We start from the raw sequence: 25,679 nt of genomic DNA on the forward strand, positions 1-25,679 counted from the left end.
TGACAACGTCTTTTTCCGAATAAGAAACGACCGACACTCGAGGTGACGGTCGCTTGAAGGATTATACTTTAAATCGTGAAACGAGGACTTGTAATTCTTCCGCCATGTCCGACAACGTTTTAGCCGATTGTGAAATATCTTCCATCGAGCCGAGTTGTTCTTCAGTCGTTGCGGCCACACGTTCCGATGCCGCAGAATTCTCATCTGCGATATGGGCGATTTCAGTTGCCGATGCCGACACTTCCTGAACGTTGGCGGCAATTTCTTCGACTGTCGCCGTGACGTCTTCGATCCGTGGTGTCATCTCTTGTGTCCGTAACATGATTTGTTTGAAACGGACGGCAGAATCTTCCGTCGTTTCGAGTCCTGCTTTTGTATGATGTGATACTTCTTTCATCAAGAAGACGGACCGTTCTGTTTCTTGTTTGATGTTTTGGATCAAATGCGAAATCTGTTTCGTCGATTCCTGTGATTGTTCGGCGAGTTTACGGACTTCACTTGCGACGACCGCAAATCCTTTTCCGTTCTCACCGGCACGCGCCGCCTCGATTGCCGCATTCAGAGCAAGCAGATTGGTTTGCGTCGCGATGCCGTTGATGACGTCGACAATCTTTCCGATCTCATTGGAACGGTGGGCAAGGGATTGGATGACTTCCCCGAAGTTTTCGACCGACGTATCAATTGCCTTCATCTGCTCGACGTTTTTAACGACTGCTGCCGTTCCGTCTTCCGCTTCCGCTGCTGTCGCACGCGATAATTCGGAGACATTCGTCGAACTTTCCGCAATCCGCATGACACCCGATGTAATGGCCTGCAAAGAAACCGCATTTCCGTCGAGCTGACGTTTCGATTGACCAGCACCTGCTGCCATCTCTTGGATCGAACCAGCGATTTGTTCGGATGCTGCCGTCGTTTGTGCCGCATTCGCCATCAATTCCTCTGACGAAGCCGCGACCTGTCCGATCGATTGGTCAAGATTCGTAATGATCGAACGGAGCGATACGATCATGACGTTAAAGCTTTCCGCCACTTGCCCGATTTCATCGTTGGATTCGACGACGACCTGTTCCGTCAAATCGCCTTCTTGAATCCGTTCCGCACTTTTCGTTAAACGGTTCAGCGGACTGAGGATCGAACGTAAGATGAAGAATAAAAGAATAGCTGCAAAGACGAACGTCACGGCGATGACGCCAAGTGTCGTCCAAAGGATACTCGATGTTTCCTCCGTGATTTCATAGTCGTACAGCGTGCCGGCGACTTTCCAACCCGTCAGATTGTTTGTCATGAAGTCCATTTGTTTGTCTTCATTTTCAAACAGGTAGGAAAATTGCCCCTCTTTGCCGGCGTAAATTGAATCCACCCAGTCCCCTGAGGCTTTTTCACCGGGTTTTAGCGTCGGGTGACTGACGAATTTTTTACCAGAGTCCAAAATCGTCACGTAACCTTCTTTACCAATTTTGATTTTTTTTGCGATTTCTGCGATCCGGTCGACATCGACGTCAATTGCGATGACGCCTCGTCCATTGCCACCGGTTTGTGAGAGGGTGATCATCATCTTTCCAGATGCCGCATCGACATATGGATCCGTGATGACGACTTTTCCTTTCGCCTCTTCTGCTGCTTGATACCACGGACGGTCCCGCGGGTCATAATCCTCCGGCATCGACTGCTCCGGATAGATCGTCATCTCTCCAGTCGTCGTCGCATAATAAATATTGGCGGCCTGGGGATGTGTATCTAAGTATTCGGTCATTTTTTCTTTTAAGTCGAGGTTTTGTTTGCCTGCTTGATACAGTGTCCCGTCAATCCGGTCCGCAAAAAACGCGACATCCCGTCGCATCGGATCCACGATATTCATGACCTCATCATTCATCCGGTCGACACCGGAATGGGCCGACTGTAAGATTTCATTCGTGATTTTTTGTTTCGCTTGGCTATAAGAAACAAAGCCAATCAGTAAAGACGGAATCAATAATAAGAGCATAGAGGTCAAAATCAGTTTTTGTTTGATGCTCAATGTACGCTTTTTCTTTTCTTTCATATCTAACTCCCATTCTCGAGTACGATGACTCGTTGTTCTATTCTTTTTATCGGCTAGAATGTGTATTTTTTCACAGCAAATAAAAAAAGAAGAAAATTCCTTTTTACAAGGAACCTTCTTCTTTTAGCTGATTTAACTCAGGCTTCTTGATCGCCCTTCCAATTCATCATGCCGCCTTCAACGTTGACGACGTCATATCCGTACTGTTCCAAGAACCGTCCGACGTTCTCACTTCGTCCACCGGCTTTACAAATCAGGTAATATTTCTCTCCTTCTTGCAGTTCCGTATAACGTTCACCGATTTCAGACATCGGGAGAAAACGGACGTTTGGAATATGACCAGCGTCATACTCGTCTTGTTCCCGGACATCGACGACGTGTAACGCTTCGCCTGCTTCAAGCTTTTCTTGTAATTCATCGACATGGATCGTCTTCATGATGGTTCCTCCTCTAATTTCATCTGTGTTCAGTGTAGCAAAACCGGTAGCAAAACAGAACAAAAGAGACCAGCCGAAGCTGATCTCTTTTTATTCCCCTGATGCTTGGTCAAACGATTGGCGTTTTTCTTTATGCATACCCCGTGCATAATAGACGGCAATCAAAATCACGTACCAAAGTGGTCCAACGACAAGTGCAATCCGCGTCCCCGCATCAAACGCCATCAAGACGATGACACCTGCGAGAGCGACTAACGCGACATAGTTCGCAATCGGGAAAAACGGAACCGCGAATTCAGCTGTTCCATGGACTTTCCGTGCCCGCATCTGGGCAATCAAGATCATCGCCCATGTCCAGACCGCACCGAACGTCGCAATACTCGTGACAATCGCAAAGACATCATCCGGTAAGAAGTAGTTCAAGGCGACGCCAACCAACAAGGCAACTCCGGAAAGAATCGTTGCCAGTGCCGGTACACCATTTTTTGAAATCTTCGCAAATCGTTTCGGTGCTTCCTGATTTTGCGACAAGTTCATCATCATTCGTGCCGTCGAGAAGATCCCTGAGTTACATGACGACAAGGCTGCCGTCAAGACGACGAAGTTGATGATTCCAGCCGCTGCCGGAATACCTAATGATTCAAACAATAATACAAACGGACTGCTGTTATTCTGTCCGACTTGATCCCACGGATAAATCGACAGAATGACGAACAATGCGCCGATATAGAAAACCAGGATTCGCCAAAAAACGTTGTTGACGGCCTTGCGAATCGTTTTCTTCGGATTTTTTGCTTCCCCTGCTGTGACCCCAATCACTTCAATCCCTAAGAAGGCAAACATGACCATTTGCATCGCAAGTAAGACCCCACCAAATCCGTTTGGTAAGAAACCGCCGTGCGACCAAAGATTTGAAATCCCGACCGGTGTACCACCGTTCCCGAAACCAATGACGATCGTCAGTGTTCCGAGGATGATCATCGCGACGATGGCGACAATTTTAATCAACGCAAACCAAAATTCAAATTCCCCATAAAACTTAACGGCAATGAAGTTGATGCTCGTCATCAGAATGAGCGCACCGAGTGCCCACATCCACGTTGGTGAGTTCGGGAACCATTCTTGCATGTAGATCCCGACGGCCGTAATTTCGGCCATACATGTGAAAATCCAGAGTAACCAATAATTCCATCCTGTCAGGAACCCGGCTAGCGGACTGACATATTTCCGGGCATATTCGGCAAAACTGCCTGATACCGGTTCACGGACTGCGAGCTCCCCAAGTGCACGCATGATGATAAAGATAATAAGACCACCGATTAAGTATCCGATCAGTATTCCTGGTCCAGCTAATTGAATCGCTTTTGCCGATCCTAAGAACAGTCCGACACCGATTGCCGCCCCCAGCGACATCAATGTAATGTGACGTTCTTCTAATCCCCGATTCAGTTCTGTCTGTTGTTTCATCTGTACGACGTCCTTCCCGTCTCTGTTTGTTTCCTAGCAGTTCCCCTAACCGCTACGTTGTCAGTATAATGAAATTGTGTCCGTTTTGTAAACGTTTTCAAGTGATATTTTTGTTCAAGAACACATACTCGAAATATTCTGATTTATGTAACGAAATATGAAAGGAGCAACCATCTATACAAAATAGTATAGCGGACTGCTCCCCTCTGAGAAGTTACAAACCTTATTCAACTTTAGCGAGACGTGATTTTTCAGACGATGACTTCTGTTCGGTAAGACGGAACAAAGCATTTAACGCCAGTGCCGTCAACGATCCTGCGACGATCGGGCTGTCCGTCAAGACACGGACTTGTTCCGGCAGTGACGCGACAATCGCCGGATTCATGCTGATGCCAAGTCCGACACCAAGCGCTAAGGCCACGGTAATCACATTATCATTTTTAGCAAAATTGACACGGGATAAAATCCGAATCCCACTTGCTGCGACGGTGCCGAACATGACGAGCATCGCTCCACCGAGGACAGGTTTTGGAATCAAGGTCGTGAACGTCGCGACTTTTGGTAAGAAACCAAGCACAATCAAAAAGAATCCGGCAAAGACGATGACTTTCCGTGTTTTTACCCCCGTCAGCTGGACGAGACCGACGTTTTGGCTGTACGTCGTATACGGAAAACTGTTAAAAATCCCGCCGATGATCGTCGCAGCCCCTTCCGCCCGGTAACCACGCGCCAAGTCCTTGTCAGTCAACTTTTTATCGGTGATTTCCCCAAGTGTCAAGAAGACACCCGTCGACTCGACCATCGATACGAGACCAACGAGTGTCATCGTCAGAATCGCAGTTGCGTTGAATGTCGGTACACCAAAGTAAAACGGTGTCACCATCTGGAACCACGACGCCTCGGCGACCGGACTGAAATCAATCATCCCCATTCCGAATGCGACCAACGTGCCGATCAAGACGGCAATCAACACGGCTGCCGCTTTTGAAAACACAGTCCCGTATCGGTTGAAGACTAAAATCAAAACAATCGTCAACCCGGCGAGTCCTAAGTACCGCAGATCACCAAAATCCTTCGCTCCCTGTCCGCCGCCGATATCGTTGATGGCCGCTGGAATCAGCGAAATCCCGATAATCGTCACGACGGATCCGAGGACGACCGGTGGAAACAGTACCGCAATCCGGCTGAATAATCCGGAAATCACCAAAATGATCAGTCCGCTCGCGATCAAGGCACCATAAATCGCCGTGATTCCCTGCAGGCTTCCGATGGCAATCATCGGACCGACCGCCGTAAACGTACAGCCGAGGACGACCGGTAAGCCGACGCCGGTATATTTCGTCACGAAGACTTGCAGTAACGTCGCAACGCCACACATAAATAAATCAATCGCGACGAGATAGGCCAGTTCTTCACCCGACAAGCCGATCGCACTGCCGACAATCAACGGAACAATCGCGGCTCCGGTATACATCGCTAACACATGCTGCAGACCGAGACTTGCCGCCTTGACGTTCGACAAGGTCTTCATACGTTCACCGAGTCAACGAACGTCGCTTGTCCGGCTTCCAGTTTTTTAATCCGTGCCAACGATTCGACGCGGAACCCGGCATCCAGTAATTTTTGACGGCCCGGTTGGAATGATTTTTCAATGACGATTCCGAAGCCTGCCACTTCAGCTCCCGCCTGTTCCACGAGTTTCGCCAGACCAAAGGCGGCTTCGCCGTTCGCCAGGAAATCATCGATGATCAACACCCGTTCGCCTGCCTGCAGATACTTTTCAGCGACGGTGATCGTACTGGTCTGTTGTTTCGTAAACGAGTAGACTTCCGCTGATATCGTGCCTTCATTTAACGTCAGCGACTTTGTTTTCCGTGCGTAGACCATCGGAACACCAAGACGGAGTGCCGTCATCATCGCCGGGGCGATTCCCCCTGCTTCAATCGTCAAAATCCGGGTAATCCCAGCATCTTTGAACCGGTCCATGAATTCGTATGCAATTTCCCACATCAGAGTCGGATCGACCTGATGGTTTAAAAAGGAATCGACTTTTAAGACTTGATCCGATAAGACTAATCCTTCTTGTTTAATCATTTCTTCCAAACGTTTCATAACTGATTTCTCCTTTTTGAACGAAAAAAAACGTACAGCCGCTACCCGGGGGCAGCCACTGTACGCTAAAAAGAGAGCAGTAACTCACCACCCGTAGTCGGATCGTTACGGCGATCCGGTAGAGACTCGTGGGCCAATCCCCACTATTATACGAGCGTTGCTATACGTTTATTCGTTGATGCGTGATGTGTTCCATTTTACGGAGTTCGCTGAAAAAGTAAAGTCTTTTTCGAAAATGGATTACGCTTGGCGTTCTTCAACAGCTTGCGCTGCCGTGATGATCGCCAATTTGTAGACGTCTTCTTCGTTACAGCCACGTGACAGATCGTTGACCGGTTTGTTGAGTCCTTGAAGAATCGGTCCGATTGCTTCAAAACCACCAAGACGTTGTGCAATTTTGTAGCCGATGTTTCCAGACTCAAGGCTTGGGAAGATGAAGACGTTCGCATGACCGGCAACATCTGACTCCGGTGCTTTTGATTTCGCGACACTTGGAACGAATGCTGCGTCAAATTGTAATTCTCCATCGATTGCGAGTTCTGGTGCCCGTTCTTTTGCAAGACGTGTTGCTTCGACGACACGTTCTGTTTCCGGTGATTTCGCTGAACCTTTTGTCGAGAAGCTGAGCAACGCAACTTTCGGATCGATACCAAACGTTTTTGCCGTTTTTGCAGAAGCAATCGCGTTTTCTGCTAAATCGTTTGCGTCTGGTGCGATGTTGATTGCACAGTCAGCAAACACATACTGCTCATCGTCACGGACCATGATGAAGACACCTGATGTCTTTTTATAGCCTTCTTGCATTTTGATGATTTGAAGTGCCGGACGAACCGTGTCACTAGTCGCGTGCATCGCACCCGAGACAAGACCTTCTGCTTTGCCGGTGTGGACGAGCATCGTGCCGAACGTGTTGACGTCTTTGAGGATGACTTCACGCGCTTGTTCTTCTGTTGCTTTTCCTTTACGACGTTCGACGAACGACGCGACTAATTCTTCGATTCCGTCGTATGAAGCCGGATCAATCGTTTCAAGATCCGTCACGTCGATCTGATTCGCCGTTGCCGTCTCTTCGATTTTAACGCGTGGTCCGATGACGATTGGCGTGACAAGACCATCTTTTTTCAGACGAACAGCTGCCCCAAGAACACGAGCATCGATTCCTTCCGGGAAAACGATCGTTGGTTGATGGGCTTTGACTTTTGTCTCAAGCATTTCGAATAATTGCATGATATTAGCTCCTTTTATGGCGAATAAGTGTCGGTTTCTGTTGTTGTTGCATTCCATTGTTCATTATACACAGTTCTGTTTCGTTGTTAAAACAATTTGCAAAAAAGTGTTTTTTTCATTCTTACGACTGGCTTTTCGAATACTATTACAGTATTTTTTTCATATAGTACAGTTCCGGACATTCTGAAAATCTCACACCCTTTAAGAGCATACCCTGTTCCTTCGGGATATATGTCCGGTCCGCTTTTGAAATGAACCGTTTTCTTACGGGCAATTTGAAAAGATATGGTAAGATTGAACATGGATCAACCCGTTTACCATTCCAGATTCAGGAGGTTTTCTTATGCAACATCAATCATCAGAACCAACCGTTACGCAACAAGCCGCCGAAACACTCGACGGCTGGTATACATTCCATGATTTTCGCCGGATTGACTGGAGCCGTCTCAAGCAAGTCGAAGCTACGGTCCGGACAAAGATGGTTCATGAATTCCAAGCTTTCTTGAGTGAACTCGCACAGGTCGAAGAACAAAAAGAAGGAAGCCATGCCCTCTATACGATCATCGGTCAAAAAGCCGACCTCGTCTTGATGGTCCTTCGTCCGACGATGGAAGACATTCAAGCCGTCGAAGTCAAAATGCAGAAGCTTGATCTCTACGATTACCTCATCCCAACCTACTCGTATGTGTCCGTTGTCGAACTTGGGACATACCGTGGTTCAGGAGAAGGTAACCCTTACGAAAATCCGTATGTCCGCGACCGTCTCTATCCAATCCTGCCAAAATCGAAGCACATCTGTTTCTATCCAATGAGCAAGTCACGCCGCGACGGTGACAACTGGTACACACTCTCGATGGAGAAACGCAAAGAGCTGATGTACCGTCACGGGATGATCGGTCGGAGTTATGCCGGCAAGATTCAACAAATCATCGGCGGATCGACTGGATTTGACGATTGGGAATGGGGCGTCACCCTCTTCGCTAACGATATTCTCCAGTTCAAGAAAATCGTCTATGAAATGCGGTTTGACGAAGTCAGTGCAAAATATGGTGAATTCGGTGAGTTCTTCATTGGTAACCGTCTCGAGTCGGACGAGCTCGAAGCACATTTCGCACTTTAATCTGCTGAATCACGTTTCATAGGAAAACCCTACGGGAATATACTCTTTGCGGCCACAAAAACTGTCAGATTTGTACCTGAAGGAGGAATTACCATGGGGAATGCTATGAACCGATCGACACGATCGCGTGAATTGCAATTCGCTGTGCTTTCAAAAGAGCTAAAGCCAGTCGCGGAACGTGTACTGGATCGCTATGAGCAAGCATTATCGAAGCTAAATAAAACACAACCTGCCAAGCGCTGAGGCATCTGCTTCCATCGCTCTATATCGTACCGGTGAACAGACGACGTTCTGTTTGCCGGTTTTTTTGCGTTTATCAGAAAAGGATCTATCCGCTTCATCCGTTTCTCTGTTCGAGTCACGTGAAGCGAGTAGATCCTTACAGATTTTACGAACGGGAAAGCCCATATCGGGCATAGCCCGCCTTTAGGCATGGGATGAAAGTGAGTTCGGATGTTTTCACATCCGACGTTCGGGTATATCTATCCCGACGTTCGGGTATATCTATCCCATAGACAAGTACAAGTCTCTAAAACGCCTGTGTCCATCGCCCCTTGAAAATCGTATACGGTTCGGTCACGAAAACATGTGACCGGTAAAACGATGCCTGTCGTCACGCAAAAGACGCTAAAACACCAGGTGGACACACCTGCAACGACCTGTGGTGGATGGTAACAGTCCATCAGCCTGAGAACCTATACGGTCTGTCTCAGGAGGGGTGATGGCACACCCTCATCTGAAGGCTTGAGCCAAACAGAAATGGACTGCGCTCGCACAAGCACTTCAGAATCCCACGGTTTTAATCGTGGGAGTGTCAATGTTACAATCCTTTATACGCCCCGATGGCGACAAAAATCCAAGCCGCGATGAACAGGACACCACCAATTGGTGTAATCGCTCCCAGCTTCGTCACTCCTGTCAACGCCATTACGTACAGGCTGCCAGAGAAGAAGACGATTCCGGCGAGCATCAACCAGCCGGCCAGTGAAAATTGTGAAATCGACACTTTTAATAACATCCCGCCAAGTGCGAGGATGCCAAGCGAGTGAACCATCTGATAGAGGACGCCGGTTTGCCAGTTCGCGAGCATCCGCTCGGACAACATATCTTTTAACGCATGGGCACCAAACGCCCCGAGTGCCACTGCCATCATCATCGACAGTGCCCCAATCATGATTAAGATTTTCATTCTTTTTCTCCCCCTAAACGTCGTGCTGGTAAATTCCATTCATAATAATAGGATAGCATACGTAAAATCGTGATCAGACCAAGTAATGTGAACAAATGGAGTGGATTGGTCAGCTCAAACCGGTCGATGACAAGTGCTGCCATGACGGCCCACATCGCGTAGATTTCTTTGTGCAGGACCAGTGGTTTGCGACCGGCGAGCAGATCGCGGATCACCCCACCGCCGACTCCCGTCAACACAGCAGCGGAAATCGTTGCGGATAACGGCAATCCTTTGGCGGAAGCCATCAAAGCACCTTGAATCGCAAATGCCGATAAGCCAAGCGCATCAGCGAGGACACCCCATCGTGTCCAGTGCGGTAAAAATAATTGCGGTAAGACAAAAATCAGCAAGGCGACTAAAATCGCAATCAAAAATAGACCACCTTGCGACCAGAGCGCGGAGACCGGGACCCCAATCAGCAGGTTTCGGATGGCGCCGCCGCCAAATGCCGTGATCAACGCGAGTAACCACACGCCAAACAAATCATATTTTTCTTCCATCGCGACAATCGCACCACTCATCGCAAACGCAACCGTGCCGATGATATTTAACAAGTCCCAGGACATACGCACATTTCACCTTTCTCAATAGAAATTCCAATACTTACTATACGCTCTTTTTCGATTCCGGCAAGCTTATTTTTTCTGTCACCGATTCAACCGTTTGTAAGTGACGTTTTTAGGTAAAGTAACCTATACTGAAACAAACTGTACAGGAAGCTAGGTGACCGTATGAAACGTTGGGCGCTTTATCGGATTTTCATCATCGTAACGATGTTCGCTCGTTACATTTGGACGATTTATCGATTCACCCGGAAGAACCGACCCGGTACGAATAATGAAGAATTTGAGCGCATCATGATTACGATTGCGCGTGATTATAAGAAAAAAGCCCTTCGTCTCGAAGGACTCCTCATTAAACTCGGACAGTTTCTCTCGATTCGGGCCGATCTGTTTCCTCCATCCGTTTTGATGGAGCTGACGGAACTCGTTGATAAAGTCCCGTCAAGCAAGCTTGGAGAATCCCGTAAAATCATTGAAGAAGACTGGGGCACTTCAATCGAAGATATCGTCGATGATATCTCCCCGCGTCCGGTCGCCTCTGCTTCGATCGGCGAGGTCTACAGTGCGACCCTCAAATCAAACGGTCGCAAAGTCGCGATTAAAGTTCAACGGCCGAACATCGAACAAATTATCAAAACGGATTTCCGGGCGATGCGGCTCGTCATTGCGATGCTCCGCCGGACGTCCCTCAATAAATCAACGGATTTACAGAGTCTGTACCGTCAAATGGTCTTCGTCATCGGAGATGAGCTGAACTACCGGACAGAATTGAAAAATGGACTGTATTTCAAAAAAATGTACGAAACGAATCCTGTCATCTACATTCCGGATTACTTTGAAGAGCATTGTACGAACCGTGTGCTTGTCATGGAGTGGATCGAAGGTACCCGGATCACGGATCTCGAGTTTTTAGAAAAACATAATATTGATCGAGACGAATTAGCCCGTAATCTGTTTTTAAATGCCGGTGAACAGCTGTTGTTCGGCGGAAAATTCCACGCGGACCCCCACCCGGGTAACGTCCTCGTCCAAAGTGACGGACGCATCGTCCTGCTGGATTTCGGAATGATCGGGGCGACGACCGCTGATGATATGCGGGCCATTCAACGCATACTCCAGTCGTTCGTCACGCTCGATTACGATGCGATCGTTGACGGACTCGAAGATTTACGGTTTTTGTTACCAAACGCCAACAAACAAAACATTCGTCAAGCAATTGAAAAAGCGGTCACCTTCTATCTTGAAAGTGACATGGAGAACGTCGATACGAAATTGATTGAAAAAGTATTATCGGATATTGAATTACTCGTTCGAAACGAACCGATTCAATTGCCGGCTGAGTTTGCCTTTTTCGGTCGAGCCGCTTCGACGATCCTTGGAATCCTGCAAATTTTATCACCGAAAATTAATTTACTGGAACTTGCCAAACCGATGGTCCGAAGGTGGCTGGATGAAGAAGGGAAAAACCAAAACCGTTACTTACAGATCGCGGGTTCTTATGGCGCACGCCTCCTTGCCTTCCCACGTCTTGTCAACGATGCGCTTAGCGAACCCACCCGGTGGCGTCTATTCGAGCAACAGAAATTCTCTCGGATCGCCAACATGGAGTCTCTGAAGATTCGCCAGTGGACCAGTTCTCTCGTCGGAATCGTCAGCCTCCCCGTCAGCTATACCGGCTATTTTCTGGCCCATTATGATTTGATGGGTGCATCGCTTACCATTGCCATCATCGCTTTATGGAACGGACGACGAATCGGTCGTCAAATTGTCCGGATTGCGGACGAACCCTTTAAATGAGTCTTCAAAAACGTTCTCTGCGGAGAACGTTTTTTATTTTGGAATAACTTTTTTAAGTTCTTCCATGTTTTTTAAGCCTGTTCCCGGGGTACATCTTCAAGTAGATAGAAAGAAAAGTAGAAGAGGTGAAACACGTGATTGATATCTTAATTGCGCTCGTACCGGCCTTGATGTGGGGGACACTTCCGTTAGTCGTCTCTAAAATCGGTGGTTCGACGGAACAACAAATTATCGGAACGACACTTGGAGCTTTGATGTTTGCTGTCATTACGTTCTTTTTTGTCAGTCCTGAACTTTCGACGACGGCTTGGGTCGCCGGATTTTTCTCCGGTGCCTTTTGGGCACTTGGTCAAATGAATCAGTTTGCGGCCTTTAAACAAATGGGTGTCTCAAAAACGATGCCGATCTCGACGGGGATGCAACTCGTCGGAACCTCTTTATTCGGTGTCCTCGCCTTTGGTGAGTGGTCGAACCGGACCGCTTTGCTACTTGGAATCAGTGCGCTTGTCTTAATCGTCGCCGGAGCAGCGTTCACTTCTTATAAAGAAGACAAAAGTAAACAAGATGAAAATATCGGAAAAGGCTTACTTCTGCTTTTGATTTCGACCGTCGGATATGTTGGCTATGTCGTCATCGCCCGTTGGTTTAACATCAACGGTTGGGAAGCGGTCTTACCGCAAGCAGTCGGGATGGTCATCAGTGCGGTTCTCCTGTCGTTGCGTAAAGGCAATTTATTTACGAAGAAAACAGCCGGCAATACGATTGGCGGTCTGATGTGGGCCGTCGGGAATATTGCCCTGCTATTCGCCACAGCCAAAGTTGGTGTCGCAACCAGTTTTTCATTGTCACAAACCGGTGTCGTCATCTCGACGATCGGTGGCGTCCTACTCTTAAAAGAAACAAAAACAAAAAAAGAAATGACGTTCGTCATCATTGGCTGTATCTTGGTTGTCGTTGGCGGGATCATGATCGGATTTACGAAACAATAAGGAGGAAATCATCTTATGTATAACAGTCTAAAAGGAAAAGTCGTCATCGTAACAGGTGGATCAATGGGAATCGGTGAAGCAATCGTTCGCCGTTATACAGAAGAAGGCATGCGTGTCGTCATCAATTACCGGAGTCACCCGGAAGAGGCGTCTAAAATCGCAGAAGACATCAAACAAGCCGGCGGTGAAGCCTTGACCGTTCAAGGGGATGTCTCAAAAGAAGACGATATGATCAATCTCGTCAAACAAACCGTCGACCACTTTGGACAACTCGACGTCTTCGTGAATAATGCCGGTGTCGAAATGCCGTCACCTTCTCACGAGATGTCTCTTGAAGATTGGCAGAAGGTCATTGATGTCAACTTGACCGGTGCATTCCTCGGCGCCCGTGAAGCGCTCAAATACTTTGTGGAACATGACGTCAAAGGCAACATCATCAATATGTCGAGTGTTCACGAAATCATCCCGTGGCCAACGTTTGTTCATTATGCGGCTAGTAAGGGTGGCGTCAAACTGATGACGCAGACACTGGCGATGGAGTACGCTCCAAAAGGAATTCGAATCAATGCAATCGGACCAGGTGCAATCAATACACCGATCAATGCGGAGAAATTCGAAGATCCGAAACAACGTGCCGATGTTGAAAGCATGATTCCGATGGGGAACATCGGAAAACCGGAAGAAATTTCCGCGGTCGCCGCGTGGCTCGCCTCCGATGAAGCAAGTTATGTCACTGGCATCACGCTGTTTGCAGATGGCGGGATGACACTTTATCCATCATTTCAAGCAGGACGCGGGTAATACCCGCGTTTCTGCTCTCTAAAGGGAGGAACCCTCATGTCGAATTTCTTGACCTTGTTAAAACGCGGAAATAAATCCGCTCTTGCTGCTGCGATCGTCAATACCATTATCGCCATCATAAAATTCGTTGCGTATGTCTTGACCGGAAACATTGCGATGTTTGCGGAAATGATGCATACAATCGGTGACGCAGCCAATCAATATTTTGTCTACATCGGTTCAGCATTAAGTAAAAAAGCGCCCACCAAACGATTCCCGAACGGCTTTGGACGACTTGTTAACCTTGTCCTACTCGCCGCGATTCTTGTTGTTGCGATTCTCGCCTACGAAACAATCCGTGAAGGGATCTTACACATTCTGCACGCACCAGGTGACAAAACAAGTGGTCTTTGGATCATCTTGACCGCACTTGGCATCGGTGTTGTCCTTGAAGTCGGTGTCTTTTATAAAGCGATGATTGAAATCGCCCACGAGACCGGTTTAAAATCACGTGGTCTGACACTCGTCGGTCAAAGTTTTACGAACTTATCGCAAGCAAAACCCGCGACACGACTTGTCTTCATGGAAGACCTGGTCGCGACACTCGGCGGGCTCATTGCCATCATTGCCGTATTGATTTCGCACTACACTTCTTTTTATCAAGCGGAAGGAATCGCTTCGATTCTGATTGGTTTAATGATGTTTTATGTCGTCTACAATGTCTTCATTCAAAACGCTGCCGGTGCCCTTGGTGAGATTGATGAAGTGTTGACAGCGAAGATCGGTGAAATCCTGATGCGTGATCCTGACGTCCGTGACATCGAAAAGCTCGAAGTCATCAAGGAAGGCGATCACTTCCATGTCGAAATCGAGGTCGAAGTCGACCCTGGACTGACGATTGCTCAGGCCGACGATATCAAGGATCGTCTTGAATTGCAGATTCGGATTCTTAAAGGCATCACGGATGTCACGATTTCGTTTGATGAAGATGATAAGATTCAGCATTATCAACCACCGACTCAACCGTAATCGAAATACATGTTGCCCGCACGAAACAGGTACCTCCGATTTTTTCGGAAGGTACCTGTTTCGTGTTTTTTCAATTGTCTGCTCGGACGAATCCGGCTTCTTTCGCCTCTTGTTCATTACAAAACATTTCTTCCGGATTCACTTCCTGATACGAACGACCACTTTCAACATGATAGATTTTTTTCCCTTGCCGATTGATGTTCCCTTTAATGTTTTCACAATCAGCTGATTCTTTCATGGGTGTTTCCTTCATGACCGAGGTATCAAATCCACGATCCGTCGCATATCCTTTTGTCTGCCAAATCCCTAGCGTCTTGCCTTTTGCTTCGTCTTCAATCTCTTGGAACATCTCGACGTATCGGGTATCCGGCTCATAGATATAAGCGACACGCGCCAGACCTTTTCGGAGCAGTTCCTGATTGATCATCTTGCCGTCTGCCCAGACATACGCAAGCAAGCGCCCGTACCGGTCTGCCTTCGACTGATCACGCTCCAGTAAGACATCACTGCCTGCAGGCAAGGCGTCTTTCGTATAACGAGACGCCTCTGGTCCAAACGGTTGAATCGGTTTTTCGGGATTGACGGTTTCCGGTGTATCGATCAATAAAAAACGCACATCTTCCGTCTGACCATTTTTTAATCGAACCTTAACCGTATCCCCGTCGATGACACGTTCGACTGTTGCTTCTGTCACTTGATTTTCGTCGGGTTGCTGGATTCCGAGCAGCTCAGTCGGTTCTGAATCCAGGGCACACCCGCTCATGAACACGAACCCGGTCATGAGTATGATTTTATTCAGCCATTGTTTCATGTTAATGTCTCTCCCCTTACGTTCGAAAAGCGCCGACATAAGACACGTCGACGCTTTCTGGATCTGGATTAATTGATTCGGCAATCCGTCGTGCAGCTGACTGGAATCACCCGATTTTTAGCGACTTTGTCATAGATCACCGCTCCGATTCCGAGACGAATCGACAACGAAACAAACGGATCAACCGGTCGCAATACCAGTAATGTTTTCGTCAGCAGACGAATGCCGTGAATTCCAGCATGACGGACACCTTGTGTGGTCTCGACATGCATCCGTTCGAGTAACAGGGGTTGCTCAAACGTTTGGACACGCCGGGCGTCGATAAACGTCAACTGGTCAAAACGGTCCAATCGTTCCAGGAACCATTTTGATTTTTGGCACAGTGGACACCATCCGTCAAAATAGACCGTCAGCTGTCTCATTCTGCCGTCAGTACTTTTTCAACTTCCGTCCGGTTGGTATATAACGTATAGAAGGCTGCAGCGACATTCTTCGGATCGAGCGCCGTCCCGCGCTTGACTTCCCCCGCAATCGTAACGGTCCCGACATATACATTGTCGTCTTTCAACGTATCGTGCAACATATGTGTCAACTGGCGCACACCGGCTTTCCCGATCGAGAGACCCGGCAAGGATTTGATGGGATGTAAGGCAGCTCCGCCACCCGTGATCAGGATGGCGCCGTCTTTACGGGCTATCATATCCGGTGCGACGATCTGTGCCGCATGTAACGCACCAAGGACATCGATCTCAAACTCTTTCGTAATCTGTTCTGCTGAGACCTCAAGAACGGATGCCTGATGCAGAATCGAGGCATTGTAGACCAAAACATCGATTTGTCCGTACTGCTCTTTTGTCCACTCGACGAGCGACTCAAGATCCGCACGACGTGACGCGTCACACTCGACACCAACGGCTTCGATTCCTTGTTCCTTCAGTTCTGTAATGACCGCTGCAAGCGTTTCTTGCGTCCGTGCGGCACAGACGACTTGAAATCCTTCTTGGCCGAAACGTTTACTGATTTCCGTTCCATTTCCTGGACCTGCTCCGATGATGATGATTGTTTTCATGTACGTTCCCCCTCATTTTTTCCTTTTATCCTATTCCCAAAAGTGATGGGCTTTACTCAAAAATCAAGCAAGGATGGTCCTTTTTCGTCTTTCTCCTGCCCTACTCCCATGAAACGCGCCAGCATCGGATCAACATCTGGTGTTTTTGGTTGTGTTGTTTGTGGTACTGACGGCAGGACGACAGAAGACGATGTCATGTCTTCCTTTGATTGCTCTAACAATAATCCGCAATAGGCTTTCATCGCTGCGATGTGTTCGACTTGTACGTTGCCGCTTGTCTGTTCGATTTTCGCCATCGTCTGGCGCATTTTTTCAATGACTTGTTGTTCTGTAATCATCTTGCTCACCTCATATGATAGATTGAATGTATTAACTGAAAAGGAAGTGTCCTTTATGATTCGTACTGCTTTAGTTGGTTTTGGACTTGCCGGAGAACATTTACATGCACCCTACATCACACACCCTGATTATCAACTCGTTGCCGTCCAGTCCAGTCGCCCGGAAGCCGTTGCTGCGCGTTATCCGGATGTTCCCGTCTATCCTTCACTCGAACAATTATTAGCATCAGAAACGATTGACCTGGTCGTCATCGCTACACCCAATGCAGAACATTATCCCCTCGCGAAAACGGCACTTTTAGCCGGGTGTCATGTCCTGGTCGAAAAACCCTTCACCGTCACCTTGACGGAAGCAGAACAACTGACGGATCTCGCACGTCAGCAAAATCGATTACTGACAGTTTACCATAATCGCCGCTATACAAAAGACTTCCGGACGTTACGACAACTCGTTCAAGATGGTGAACTTGGCATCGTCCAAACATTCGAAGCGCATTACGATCGCTACCGCCCGACCGTCCGGGCACGGTGGCGGGAACAAGACGTACCGGGTGCAGGTCTCCTCTATGACTTAGGTTCTCACCTGATCGACCAGGCCTTGATACTGTTCGGCGAACGACCGGATCGTGTTTTTTGTGATCAGACGATCCAGCGTCCGGATGGTCCGGTCGAAGACTATACACATCTGATTCTCGCTTTCGGAACACGACGCGCCGTTCTGCATATCGGATCGCTTGTCCCTGCATCCGGTCCGTCACTTGCTGTCCATGGGACGAAGGCCAGTTATTTCGTCGATCACGTCGATACGAAAGAAGAAACATACACGTGGGGCAGACCGGAGCAACCCCTCGAAGAACGTCCTTTCCTTGAATCCGGCTTTAAAAACTATTATCTTGATCTCGCAGCAGCACTCCGAAACGAGGCACCACTTGCCGTCACGACGGAGCAAGCACTCCTCGTGATGAAAATTATCGATTGTGCTCAAAAAAGCGTAAAAGAGGGTAAATGGATAGAAGTAGAATAAATTACTCTATTTCAAATGAACAGGGGGAAATATGCATGTTTTCAAGTACGGAACGAACAGCATGGCTCGAAGAGATGGGACAAGAACTGCTTGATGTGTTGGTCATTGGTGGCGGCATTACAGGTGCGGGGATTTTACTTGATGCGCAAAGCCGGGGGATGCGGACCGGATTGATTGAGATGCAGGATTTCGCAGAAGGAACGTCAAGCCGTTCGACGAAACTCGTCCACGGCGGCTTACGTTACCTCAAACAATTTGAAATCAAGTTGGTCGCGGAAGTCGGGAAAGAACGGGCCATCGTTTATGAAAACGCCCCACACGTCACGACACCGGAGTGGATGATGTTGCCGCTTGTCGAAGGTGGTACGTTTGGTAGCTTTTCCACGTCCGTCGGCTTGCGGGTCTATGATCAACTGGCCGGCGTCAGACGGCACGAACGACGGAAGATGTTATCTAAAGAAGAGACACTTCGGTATGAACCCCTTTTACGGACTGAACACCTTGTGGGCGGCGGACGTTATGTCGAGTATAAAACGGACGATGCACGCTTGACGGTCGAAGTCTTAAAAGCAGCTGTCGGATACGGTGGACGTGCCGTCAACTATACGAAAGCTGAATCCCTGGTCTATCACAACGGCAAGGTCGTTGGTATCGAAGTACAAGATGTCTTAAGTGGCAAGACGTATACGATTCGCGCCAAAAAAATCATCAATGCGACCGGACCATGGGTCGATGAGTTGCGTGAAAAGGATGGCTCGAAATCCGGGAAATCACTGCATTTGACGAAAGGTATTCACCTTGTCATCGATCAGGCACACTTCCCACTCCAACAAGCTGTCTATTTTGATGTGGCTGACGGACGGATGATTTTTGCGATTCCCCGCGAAGGGAAAACGTATGTCGGGACGACGGATACGAATTACCAAGGTGATATCCTCGAGCCGGGTGTAACGGAAGAAGATCGCGACTATATCCTCGCTGCGACCAATCAGATGTTTAACGTTGATCTCCACGCCGAGCATGTTGAATCGACGTGGTCCGGATTACGTCCTTTGATTCACGAAGATGGAAAAGACCCTAGCGAATTGTCACGAAAAGATGAGATTTTTGTTTCAAAATCCGGCTTGATGTCCATCGCCGGTGGAAAGTTGACCGGCTACCGGAAAATGGCGGAACGGATCATCGATATGGTCGCCGATCAATTCAAAGAGGAAGAGAATCGAATTTATCTTGCATCACGCACACACGATATCTTACTTGGTGGCGGACATCCGGATGGCAGTAAAGGGTTTGCCCGTTACATGAAAGAACAACAACCGAAGGGCGAAGCACTTGGGTTGTCTCCGACGGAAACAACCTGGTTGATCCAACGTTACGGAACGGATGTCGAACGTGTCTTCGAATTGATTCGTTCGCGCGGTAGCGAAGCGGAACGTTATCAGCTGCCGTTGCACTGGTTCGGGGGACTTCTATATGGATTAGAAGCCGAACTCGTCATGCAACCGGGCGATTTCTTGAACCGCCGTGCGTCCGCCGTCTTCTTTGATTATCCGAATGCCGAAAAATATGCGGATGGTGTGCTAGCTTTAATGCGGAGTGAACTCGGCTGGTCGGCAGAAGAAGAAGCAAAAGCGAATCAAAGTATTCAACGGGAGTTTGATGCGGTGCGCATTAAAAGTGCTCTTCCTTCTTAATTGCCGTTTCATTACGAAAGCAAAAAATGCGACCCCTCTCGGGATCGCATTTTTTATTTGTCATCTGACGCTGCCAACTCGGCAGCCGGCATATTTTCCGGTGCCAACTTTGAATTCTTTCGGGCAAACGCAAAGTAGAGGACAAGTCCAATCGCTAACCAGATGAAGAATGCAATCCATGTCTCGCGTTTTAAGTTAAACATCAAGAAGAGACATGAAGCGATGGCAGCAATCGGTACGTACGGCATACCCGGACATTTAAAAGCCCGCGGTAGGTCCGGTTGTGTTTTACGAAGGATCAAGACTGCTACTGAAATCAGGACGAACGCGGCAAGTGTCCCCATGTTAACGAGGTTGGCGATGACGTCGAGTGGGACGAGTCCAGCGACTGTCGCACTACCGAGACCAATCATCCAGGTTGCCTTGAACGGTGTTTTGTACTTTGGGTGGACTTCCGAGAAAACTTTCGGGAACATCCCGTCACGCGAAATCGCGAATGCTAAACGCACCATTCCGTATGTCATGACGAGGATAACCGTTGTGATTCCAAGAATTGCGCCTAAATCGATGAAGCCGGCGACCCAGTTTTGTCCTGCCATTTGGATAGCAAGTGAGACCGGATGATCGACACCCGCAAATTTTTGATACGGGACGATTCCCGTCATGATCGCAGCTACGATGACGTAAAGGATCGTACAGACCGCAAGTGAACCGATGATGCCACGTGGCAAGTTTTTCTGTGGTTCCCGTACTTCTTCTGCTGCTGATGTGACGGCATCAAACCCAATGTAGGCGAAGAAGACGATGGCCGCCCCTGAGAAGACCCCACCCCATCCGAACGGTGTGAACGGTGCCCAGTTCGTCGGTTCGACATAGCCGACACCAACGACGATGAACAAGACGACGACGGCAAGTTTGATGATGACCATGATATTATTGACTCGTTTTGTTTCTTTGATACCCATCGATAACAGACCGGTAATCGCAAGCAAAATCAGGAAGGCCGGTAAGTTGAAGAACGTTTTGGCCCCTTCTACTGCACCGGGAGCTGCTGATATGGCTGTCGGAAGATGAATACCGAATCCACCGAGTAACGATTGAAAGTAACCGGACCACCCTGCCGCAACGGCACTGGACGCAAGTCCATACTCGAGTATCAAGTTCCAACCGATGATCCAGGCAAAGATCTCACCCATCGTCGCGTACGTATACGTATAGACAGATCCGCTCACGGGAATCGTCGAGGCGAATTCCGCATACGCGAGTGCCGCTAACCCACAAGCAATAGCAGATAAAATGAAAGAAACAATAAGGCCAGGTCCTGCTGTTAATGCTCCTGTTCCGGTTAGGACGAAAATCCCCGTACCAATGATGGCGCCGATTCCTAAAAACGTTAAATCCATTGCGCCAAGATTTCGAGCAAGTCCGTTGTTCTGTTGACTCGCAGCAATCATAGCGGAAACATCTTTTTTCCGCGTCAAACTCATGATGATACTCCCCCTGTTGTGTGTGTAGTTCGTATTACAATCGAAATGTTGTAATTACTTAATCCAAAATTTACGAATTTTTCAGATAAATTGATATAGGTCATTAGACCCATTTCAAAAATGCTGATCGCTTACATGATTTTTCTTTGTACAAAAAAATTCTTTCATGAGACCGGTGTGCACCGGTCTCATGAAAGAATCTTTATGAAAGAAAGGTCTTCGAAAATAGTGTTTATCGATTAGCTAACCAACTTAAAAACACTTGGAAATCCAACGTTGTCCGAGCTGCATAAGCACTAGACCACCGTTGAATTTGACGCGTAAATTCAGCGTCTGATACGCCAATCGATTCGATGATGACAATGTCCGCATGATGGTCCAAGATGTCAATGTCAATTCCTGCGTCCTTATCCGCCCGGGCATGGATTTTGGCGGTAATTTGACCTTGAATCGAAAGGACGTTTTCGAGGTCTTCCTGGCTTTTGATATGCTTTGCTTTTAATTTCTTTTTGTAGGGAGAACGTTCCCGAAGGTAATACTCTTTTCCGTTCATCGTCACGTAACCAAGATACGGATCTTCATGTGCCTGCATCGCTTTTTGTGATGTCACGACACGACGTCCTTGATGAACCGCTTCGACGTCCTCCAGATAGACCGGTAAAAAGAGTGACGGAACAGATGTTTGTGCCTGCTTCATTTCTAGAATCAAATCCTCGTGTTCACCACCCTCTCCTTCGACGAGGATGTAGTACCGTTCAAGACCAATCGATGCCGTCCCGCTATCGAATTTATAGACGATATCCTTGATATCATAAAACGCGGCATCCTGCCGATCTTCTTGGTCAATCGAAGCAATGTAGTCCGGCCAGACAGCTTCGATTGCTGCATACGTCTCGGCATCTATCCGTTTCATGTCTGGTAAATCAGAAAATTTCCGTTGCCCTTCAACGACGGTCGTCCGTTCACCAAGCAATTCTGCTTTCTTTTTCTCTGCCTTTTTAATCAGTTTCCGAATCGGTCCTTTTGTGTTGTCGATCGTAAAACAGACCTTGCTTGGATTTTTGCCTTTTGCGTATTCCCGCAAGTCATCTAAGTAATGCTGGACGTAGGCGGTAATGGCCGGCTCCGGATCATACCCGACTTCCTTCGCAAACAATTGAACCGATACTGCCATCCGAATCAAATCATATAGATAAGACCCAAGGTATCCTTCATCAAAGTCGTTGACATCATAGATGATTTCACCTTTAGCATTTCCATGGACACCAAAATTTTCGAAGTGAAGATCCCCTTGAATCCAGGTCGGCGTCTCACTCGGTGTATCGAATCCTAACGGAATCCGCGTCAAGTCATAATAAAAGAGATGCGAACTGCCACGGAAAAAAAGAAACGGACTCGTACTCATCTTTTGATATTTTATTTGCCGCGCTGCTTCATCGAGTCCGCGAACTTCATGATCATAAAAATCCAACACTTTCGAGATCGTCAATTGTCGTATTTCTTCATATACCGGTGTGAACATAAAAACGCCTCCTTAAAAGAATTGTAAAAAAAGACAGCAAAACGAATCCGCTTTGCTGTCTGCCTGTCTTACTCATTCGAAGTGTTTTCTATATTCCCCATATCCTGCCGTCTCAAGCTCTTCTAACGGAATAAAGCGCAGAGCTGCTGAGTTGATGCAGTAGCGTAAGCCACCCAACTCTTTTGGACCGTCATCAAAAATATGACCAAGATGACTGTCTGCGTCAGCCGAACGGACTTCTGTCCGTGTCATGCCGTGTGTCGTATCAAGAGTGACTTCCATTTTGTCTTCAGAAATCGGTTTTGCAAAACTTGGCCATCCGCAATTCGAGTTAAATTTATCTTTTGACGTAAAGAGTGGTGTTCCGTCGACGATATCGACATAAAGACCTGATCGTTCTTCATCCCAGTATTCATTTCGGAAAGCTGGTTCTGTTCCACTTTCTTGTGTCACCTTATACTGGATTGGCGTCAGACGTTGTTTCAGTTCCTGCTCTTTATCTTGATTTTTCCATGCTTCTTTGACGAATTTTGCTCGACCTGATCCCACACTATACATCTGATAGCGGAACGGATTTTTTTTGTAATAATCCTGATGGTAGTCTTCTGCCGGCCAGAACGGTTTCGCCGGACGGATATCGACTGCTACTGGTCGCGAGAACCGACCGGATGCGTCAAGCGCCGCTTTCGAACGTTCAGCTGCTTGTTTTTGTTCTTCGTCGACATAAAAGATAGCCGGTTCATACGATTGACCCCGGTCATTAAACTGTCCGCCGCCATCGGTCGGATCAATTTGTCGCCAAAAAATTTCGAGTAATTCCTCATACGTGATGATGGACGGATCATATGTGACTTCTACGGCTTCTAAGTGTCCTGTCGTTTCTGAACAGACCTCTTTATACGTCGGGTTTTCTGTATGACCACCTGTATAACCGGAAATGACTTGTTCGACACCATCATATTTATGAAATGGCTTGACCATGCACCAAAAACAGCCACCTGCGAATATTGCTTTTGCCATCTAGCTTCCCCTCCTCTGTATATGCCTATTTTAACGCGTTCCGTGCCACGTCCCTACTATCTTGCTCAGTCAATCTTCCGGATTTGCTTTTAAGCGCCGCATGACAAAATAAATCGCGGCGAACACTAAGATCAATCCGCCGAGCGAATACCAGATATTGTTCATCCGGTAGAGCATCTGATAAATCGCTAACGTCACAAGCAAAATCGCAATCGGAATGAATGCCCGTTTAAAGTGATACCAATAATTCACTGTAGTCGCCTCCGTTTTCTTTTATCTTAATCGATTTTTTACTGCTTGATTGTGTTTTTCAACATTTTTCTAGCAACGACACGACAAAAAAGCCGATCCCGTTCACACATGGGATCGACTTTTAACTTACGGACGTGGATGCTTCGGGAATTCCATTTCTGCATAGGGAACGACCGATGTCCGGTTTTTAAATTTATGACCTAACCAAAAAGCAAGGAACAGCGGAATACCGATATATGTCGCGGCAATTCCGACCCAGTCAATTTGATCCGCGAGGAAGGCGGCATAGTTTTGACCGACGATGACGAGGAAACACAGTCCAAAGGCGAACAATGGTCCAAATGGGAATGCCGGCGCGACGTAAGGCAAGTCACTTAACGAATGACCTTGCGCGACGAACCCTTTCCGGAAACGGTAATGACTGATTGCGATACCGAGCCATGCGATGAATCCGGTCATCCCGGAAGCATTGAGCAACCAGAGATACACTTGACCACCAAACATCGACGTCAGGAAACAGAGTGCCCCGATGGCACCGGTTGCGAGCAAAGCATTACGTGGGACACCGTTTTTTGAAACTTTAGCAAACATCTTCGGTGCATCACCTTGACGAGCGAGCGTATACAACATCCGTGTCGACGCGTACATCCCCGAGTTCCCGGCTGATAAGACAGACGTCAAGATGACGGCGTTCATTAACGCTGCCGAGAAGGCAAGCCCGGCTTTTTCAAAGACGAGTGTAAACGGACTGACCGCTACATCGGTGATATCGTTTGACACCAAGTTCGGACTTGTGTACGGGATCAACATCCCGATGACGAAAATCGCGAACACATAAAAGAGAAGAATCCGCCAAAAGACTTGTTTCACAGCTTTCGGCACGTTTTTTTCCGGATCTTCCGACTCCCCTGCCGCAATTCCGACAAGTTCGGTTCCTTGGAAACTGAAACCGGCGACTAGGATGATACCGATGACGGCCGGAATACCGCCGACGAACGGTGCGTCGCCTAATGCAAAGTTTTTGAATCCGACCGGTGCTTCCGATGTGAAGACACCGAAAATCATTGCGACACCGACAATCAAGAAAATGATGACGGTAACGACTTTGATCATCGCAAACCAATATTCTGCTTCTCCGAAACCTTTAACGGAGAAGAAATTTAAACCAATCATCAACAATAAGAAGATGGCACTGAAGTAAAAACCCGGTACGTCCGGGAACCAATAGGTCATGACGATTTGTGCCGCAACAAGTTCGACGGCAATCGTGACTGCCCAGTTGTACCAGTAGTTCCAACCTAACGCAAAACCAAACGATGGATCGACGAATTTCGCACCGTACGTCGAAAATGAGCCGGCGACTGGCATGTACGCTGCCATCTCACCCAGACTCGTCATCAGGAAGTAAACCATCAGTCCGACGACTGTATAAGATAACAAGGCACCACCAGGTCCGGCAGCAGCAACTGAGGCACCTGAGGCAATGAATAACCCGGTTCCGATGGCCCCACCAATCGCAATCATCGACATATGACGGGCCTGAAGTCCACGTTTTAACCCTTCTTCGGTTGAATCGAGTTTTCTTTGAGGTTGTAGATTTAAATTGTTCATGTCATTCGCTTCTCTCTTTTTTAATTTTTGAGAGGACACTTTTTGAATCGAATATACA

Annotated in this window: 25 protein-coding genes and 1 riboswitch; of the genes, 8 read left to right on the forward strand and 17 right to left on the reverse strand. The window is 47.8% G+C overall.

Annotated elements, in window-relative coordinates:
* Positions 1–61: 61 nt before the first annotated feature.
* The 6 genes from KNQ13_RS03335 to pta all read right to left on the reverse strand — a co-directional run bounded on the left by KNQ13_RS03335 (position 62) and on the right by pta (position 7,284).
* A complete protein-coding gene (locus KNQ13_RS03335) occupies positions 62–2,041 on the reverse strand; it encodes a methyl-accepting chemotaxis protein (protein ID WP_026830590.1) in 1,980 nt (659 codons plus the stop codon).
* A gap of 137 nt (positions 2,042–2,178) precedes the next feature.
* Complete coding sequence (locus tag KNQ13_RS03340) at positions 2,179–2,478, reverse strand: rhodanese-like domain-containing protein (protein WP_014969248.1); 300 nt, start codon at positions 2,476–2,478, stop codon at positions 2,179–2,181.
* Positions 2,479–2,568: 90 nt separating this feature from the next.
* The gene (locus KNQ13_RS03345; protein ID WP_026830589.1) at positions 2,569–3,945 is read right to left on the reverse strand and encodes an amino acid permease; all 1,377 of its coding nucleotides are present in this window, start codon (positions 3,943–3,945) and stop codon (positions 2,569–2,571) included.
* A 223-nt stretch (positions 3,946–4,168) separates the two neighbouring features.
* The gene (locus KNQ13_RS03350) at positions 4,169–5,476 is read right to left on the reverse strand and encodes a nucleobase:cation symporter-2 family protein (protein ID WP_026830588.1); all 1,308 of its coding nucleotides are present in this window, start codon (positions 5,474–5,476) and stop codon (positions 4,169–4,171) included.
* Positions 5,473–6,057 carry a xanthine phosphoribosyltransferase gene (locus KNQ13_RS03355; RefSeq protein WP_026830587.1) on the reverse strand — a complete coding sequence of 195 codons (585 nt, stop codon included), beginning with the start codon at positions 6,055–6,057 and terminating at the stop codon, positions 5,473–5,475. Before KNQ13_RS03355 ends, KNQ13_RS03350 begins: the two co-directional genes overlap by 4 nt.
* Positions 6,058–6,131: 74 nt before the next feature.
* A riboswitch (purine riboswitch) is annotated at positions 6,132–6,231 on the reverse strand.
* A gap of 66 nt (positions 6,232–6,297) precedes the next feature.
* A complete protein-coding gene (gene pta, locus KNQ13_RS03360; RefSeq protein ID WP_026830586.1) occupies positions 6,298–7,284 on the reverse strand; it encodes a phosphate acetyltransferase in 987 nt (328 codons plus the stop codon).
* A gap of 343 nt (positions 7,285–7,627) precedes the next feature.
* Here pta and hemQ point away from each other — a divergent pair, with 343 nt between their 5' ends.
* Together hemQ and KNQ13_RS03370 are read left to right on the forward strand one after the other, a co-directional pair.
* Positions 7,628–8,404 carry a hydrogen peroxide-dependent heme synthase gene (gene hemQ, locus KNQ13_RS03365; RefSeq protein WP_026830584.1) on the forward strand — a complete coding sequence of 259 codons (777 nt, stop codon included), beginning with the start codon at positions 7,628–7,630 and terminating at the stop codon, positions 8,402–8,404.
* Between the two features lie 93 nt (positions 8,405–8,497).
* Entirely contained in the window at positions 8,498–8,647 is a 150-nt protein-coding gene (locus tag KNQ13_RS03370; protein WP_012369127.1) for a hypothetical protein, read from the forward strand.
* 577 nt (positions 8,648–9,224) lie between these two features.
* Here KNQ13_RS03370 and KNQ13_RS03375 read toward each other — a convergent pair.
* Positions 9,225–9,593 carry a DUF423 domain-containing protein gene (locus KNQ13_RS03375; protein ID WP_026830583.1) on the reverse strand — a complete coding sequence of 123 codons (369 nt, stop codon included), beginning with the start codon at positions 9,591–9,593 and terminating at the stop codon, positions 9,225–9,227.
* Positions 9,590–10,201, reverse strand: coding sequence for a trimeric intracellular cation channel family protein (locus tag KNQ13_RS03380; protein WP_014969240.1), 612 nt, complete (start codon positions 10,199–10,201; stop codon positions 9,590–9,592). Before KNQ13_RS03380 ends, KNQ13_RS03375 begins: the two co-directional genes overlap by 4 nt.
* A 165-nt stretch (positions 10,202–10,366) precedes the next feature.
* Between KNQ13_RS03380 and KNQ13_RS03385 the strand changes: the two genes are divergently transcribed.
* From KNQ13_RS03385 to KNQ13_RS03400, 4 genes are all read left to right on the forward strand, one after another.
* Positions 10,367–11,995 (forward strand): ABC1 kinase family protein, encoded by a 1,629-nt coding sequence (locus KNQ13_RS03385; RefSeq protein WP_014969239.1) that lies wholly within the window; start codon positions 10,367–10,369, stop codon positions 11,993–11,995.
* A gap of 137 nt (positions 11,996–12,132) precedes the next feature.
* On the forward strand, positions 12,133–12,984 hold the full coding sequence (locus tag KNQ13_RS03390) for a GRP family sugar transporter (protein ID WP_026830582.1): 852 nt from the start codon (positions 12,133–12,135) through the stop codon (positions 12,982–12,984).
* 15 nt (positions 12,985–12,999) lie between these two features.
* Positions 13,000–13,785, forward strand: a complete 786-nt coding sequence (locus KNQ13_RS03395; protein ID WP_026830581.1) for a glucose 1-dehydrogenase — start codon at positions 13,000–13,002, stop codon at positions 13,783–13,785.
* A gap of 36 nt (positions 13,786–13,821) precedes the next feature.
* Complete coding sequence (locus KNQ13_RS03400; protein ID WP_026830580.1) at positions 13,822–14,793, forward strand: cation diffusion facilitator family transporter; 972 nt, start codon at positions 13,822–13,824, stop codon at positions 14,791–14,793.
* Between the two features lie 70 nt (positions 14,794–14,863).
* Here the strand turns inward: KNQ13_RS03400 and KNQ13_RS03405 are convergent, their stop codons facing one another.
* From KNQ13_RS03405 to KNQ13_RS03420, 4 genes are all read right to left on the reverse strand, one after another.
* Positions 14,864–15,604, reverse strand: a complete 741-nt coding sequence (locus KNQ13_RS03405; RefSeq protein WP_209548056.1) for a thermonuclease family protein — start codon at positions 15,602–15,604, stop codon at positions 14,864–14,866.
* 68 nt (positions 15,605–15,672) lie between these two features.
* Positions 15,673–16,026: a thiol-disulfide oxidoreductase DCC family protein gene (locus KNQ13_RS03410; RefSeq protein ID WP_026830578.1), complete on the reverse strand. Its 354-nt coding sequence runs from the start codon at positions 16,024–16,026 to the stop codon at positions 15,673–15,675.
* Complete coding sequence (locus KNQ13_RS03415) at positions 16,023–16,673, reverse strand: SDR family NAD(P)-dependent oxidoreductase (RefSeq protein WP_014969233.1); 651 nt, start codon at positions 16,671–16,673, stop codon at positions 16,023–16,025. The genes KNQ13_RS03410 and KNQ13_RS03415 overlap by 4 nt, the downstream gene beginning before the upstream one ends.
* Before the next feature lie 56 nt (positions 16,674–16,729).
* Positions 16,730–17,011 (reverse strand): DUF5327 family protein, encoded by a 282-nt coding sequence (locus KNQ13_RS03420; RefSeq protein ID WP_026830577.1) that lies wholly within the window; start codon positions 17,009–17,011, stop codon positions 16,730–16,732.
* A gap of 55 nt (positions 17,012–17,066) precedes the next feature.
* On the opposite strand from KNQ13_RS03420, the gene KNQ13_RS03425 reads away from it, so the two are divergent.
* Both KNQ13_RS03425 and KNQ13_RS03430 read left to right on the forward strand, forming a co-directional pair.
* A complete protein-coding gene (locus KNQ13_RS03425; protein WP_026830576.1) occupies positions 17,067–18,035 on the forward strand; it encodes a Gfo/Idh/MocA family oxidoreductase in 969 nt (322 codons plus the stop codon).
* A 35-nt stretch (positions 18,036–18,070) separates the two neighbouring features.
* Positions 18,071–19,729: a glycerol-3-phosphate dehydrogenase/oxidase gene (locus KNQ13_RS03430; protein WP_014969230.1), complete on the forward strand. Its 1,659-nt coding sequence runs from the start codon at positions 18,071–18,073 to the stop codon at positions 19,727–19,729.
* Between the two features lie 53 nt (positions 19,730–19,782).
* Here the strand turns inward: KNQ13_RS03430 and bcaP are convergent, their stop codons facing one another.
* The 5 genes from bcaP to KNQ13_RS03455 form a co-directional block, all read right to left on the reverse strand.
* Positions 19,783–21,216, reverse strand: a complete 1,434-nt coding sequence (bcaP, locus tag KNQ13_RS03435) for a branched-chain amino acid transporter BcaP (RefSeq protein ID WP_014969229.1) — start codon at positions 21,214–21,216, stop codon at positions 19,783–19,785.
* A 232-nt stretch (positions 21,217–21,448) separates the two neighbouring features.
* A complete protein-coding gene (locus KNQ13_RS03440) occupies positions 21,449–22,738 on the reverse strand; it encodes a DUF2252 domain-containing protein (protein ID WP_026830575.1) in 1,290 nt (429 codons plus the stop codon).
* 72 nt (positions 22,739–22,810) lie between these two features.
* A complete protein-coding gene (msrA, locus tag KNQ13_RS03445; protein WP_014969227.1) occupies positions 22,811–23,758 on the reverse strand; it encodes a peptide-methionine (S)-S-oxide reductase MsrA in 948 nt (315 codons plus the stop codon).
* Between the two features lie 69 nt (positions 23,759–23,827).
* Entirely contained in the window at positions 23,828–24,010 is a 183-nt protein-coding gene (locus KNQ13_RS03450) for a hypothetical protein (protein ID WP_014969226.1), read from the reverse strand.
* A gap of 126 nt (positions 24,011–24,136) precedes the next feature.
* Entirely contained in the window at positions 24,137–25,621 is a 1,485-nt protein-coding gene (locus KNQ13_RS03455) for an amino acid permease (protein WP_026830574.1), read from the reverse strand.
* Between the last annotated feature and the right edge of the window lie 58 nt (positions 25,622–25,679).

The sequence above is a fragment of the Exiguobacterium sp. s128 genome (assembly GCF_018618815.1).
Lineage (GTDB): Bacteria > Bacillota > Bacilli > Exiguobacteriales > Exiguobacteriaceae > Exiguobacterium_A > Exiguobacterium_A antarcticum.

Coding starts and splice junctions, on each gene's coding strand:
- KNQ13_RS03335 (WP_026830590.1), bottom strand. CDS start 2,041: ATGAAAGAAAAGAAAAAGCGTACATTGAGCATCAAACAAAAACTGATT.
- KNQ13_RS03340 (WP_014969248.1), bottom strand. CDS start 2,478: ATGAAGACGATCCATGTCGATGAATTACAAGAAAAGCTTGAAGCAGGC.
- KNQ13_RS03345 (WP_026830589.1), bottom strand. CDS start 3,945: ATGAAACAACAGACAGAACTGAATCGGGGATTAGAAGAACGTCACATT.
- KNQ13_RS03350 (WP_026830588.1), bottom strand. CDS start 5,476: ATGAAGACCTTGTCGAACGTCAAGGCGGCAAGTCTCGGTCTGCAGCAT.
- KNQ13_RS03355 (WP_026830587.1), bottom strand. CDS start 6,057: ATGAAACGTTTGGAAGAAATGATTAAACAAGAAGGATTAGTCTTATCG.
- pta (WP_026830586.1), bottom strand. CDS start 7,284: ATGCAATTATTCGAAATGCTTGAGACAAAAGTCAAAGCCCATCAACCA.
- hemQ (WP_026830584.1), top strand. CDS start 7,628: ATGCAACATCAATCATCAGAACCAACCGTTACGCAACAAGCCGCCGAA.
- KNQ13_RS03370 (WP_012369127.1), top strand. CDS start 8,498: ATGGGGAATGCTATGAACCGATCGACACGATCGCGTGAATTGCAATTC.
- KNQ13_RS03375 (WP_026830583.1), bottom strand. CDS start 9,593: ATGAAAATCTTAATCATGATTGGGGCACTGTCGATGATGATGGCAGTG.
- KNQ13_RS03380 (WP_014969240.1), bottom strand. CDS start 10,201: ATGTCCTGGGACTTGTTAAATATCATCGGCACGGTTGCGTTTGCGATG.
- KNQ13_RS03385 (WP_014969239.1), top strand. CDS start 10,367: ATGAAACGTTGGGCGCTTTATCGGATTTTCATCATCGTAACGATGTTC.
- KNQ13_RS03395 (WP_026830581.1), top strand. CDS start 13,000: ATGTATAACAGTCTAAAAGGAAAAGTCGTCATCGTAACAGGTGGATCA.
- KNQ13_RS03400 (WP_026830580.1), top strand. CDS start 13,822: ATGTCGAATTTCTTGACCTTGTTAAAACGCGGAAATAAATCCGCTCTT.
- KNQ13_RS03405 (WP_209548056.1), bottom strand. CDS start 15,604: ATGAAACAATGGCTGAATAAAATCATACTCATGACCGGGTTCGTGTTC.
- KNQ13_RS03410 (WP_026830578.1), bottom strand. CDS start 16,026: ATGAGACAGCTGACGGTCTATTTTGACGGATGGTGTCCACTGTGCCAA.
- KNQ13_RS03415 (WP_014969233.1), bottom strand. CDS start 16,673: ATGAAAACAATCATCATCATCGGAGCAGGTCCAGGAAATGGAACGGAA.
- KNQ13_RS03420 (WP_026830577.1), bottom strand. CDS start 17,011: ATGATTACAGAACAACAAGTCATTGAAAAAATGCGCCAGACGATGGCG.
- KNQ13_RS03425 (WP_026830576.1), top strand. CDS start 17,067: ATGATTCGTACTGCTTTAGTTGGTTTTGGACTTGCCGGAGAACATTTA.
- KNQ13_RS03430 (WP_014969230.1), top strand. CDS start 18,071: ATGTTTTCAAGTACGGAACGAACAGCATGGCTCGAAGAGATGGGACAA.
- bcaP (WP_014969229.1), bottom strand. CDS start 21,216: ATGAGTTTGACGCGGAAAAAAGATGTTTCCGCTATGATTGCTGCGAGT.
- KNQ13_RS03440 (WP_026830575.1), bottom strand. CDS start 22,738: ATGTTCACACCGGTATATGAAGAAATACGACAATTGACGATCTCGAAA.
- msrA (WP_014969227.1), bottom strand. CDS start 23,758: ATGGCAAAAGCAATATTCGCAGGTGGCTGTTTTTGGTGCATGGTCAAG.
- KNQ13_RS03455 (WP_026830574.1), bottom strand. CDS start 25,621: ATGAACAATTTAAATCTACAACCTCAAAGAAAACTCGATTCAACCGAA.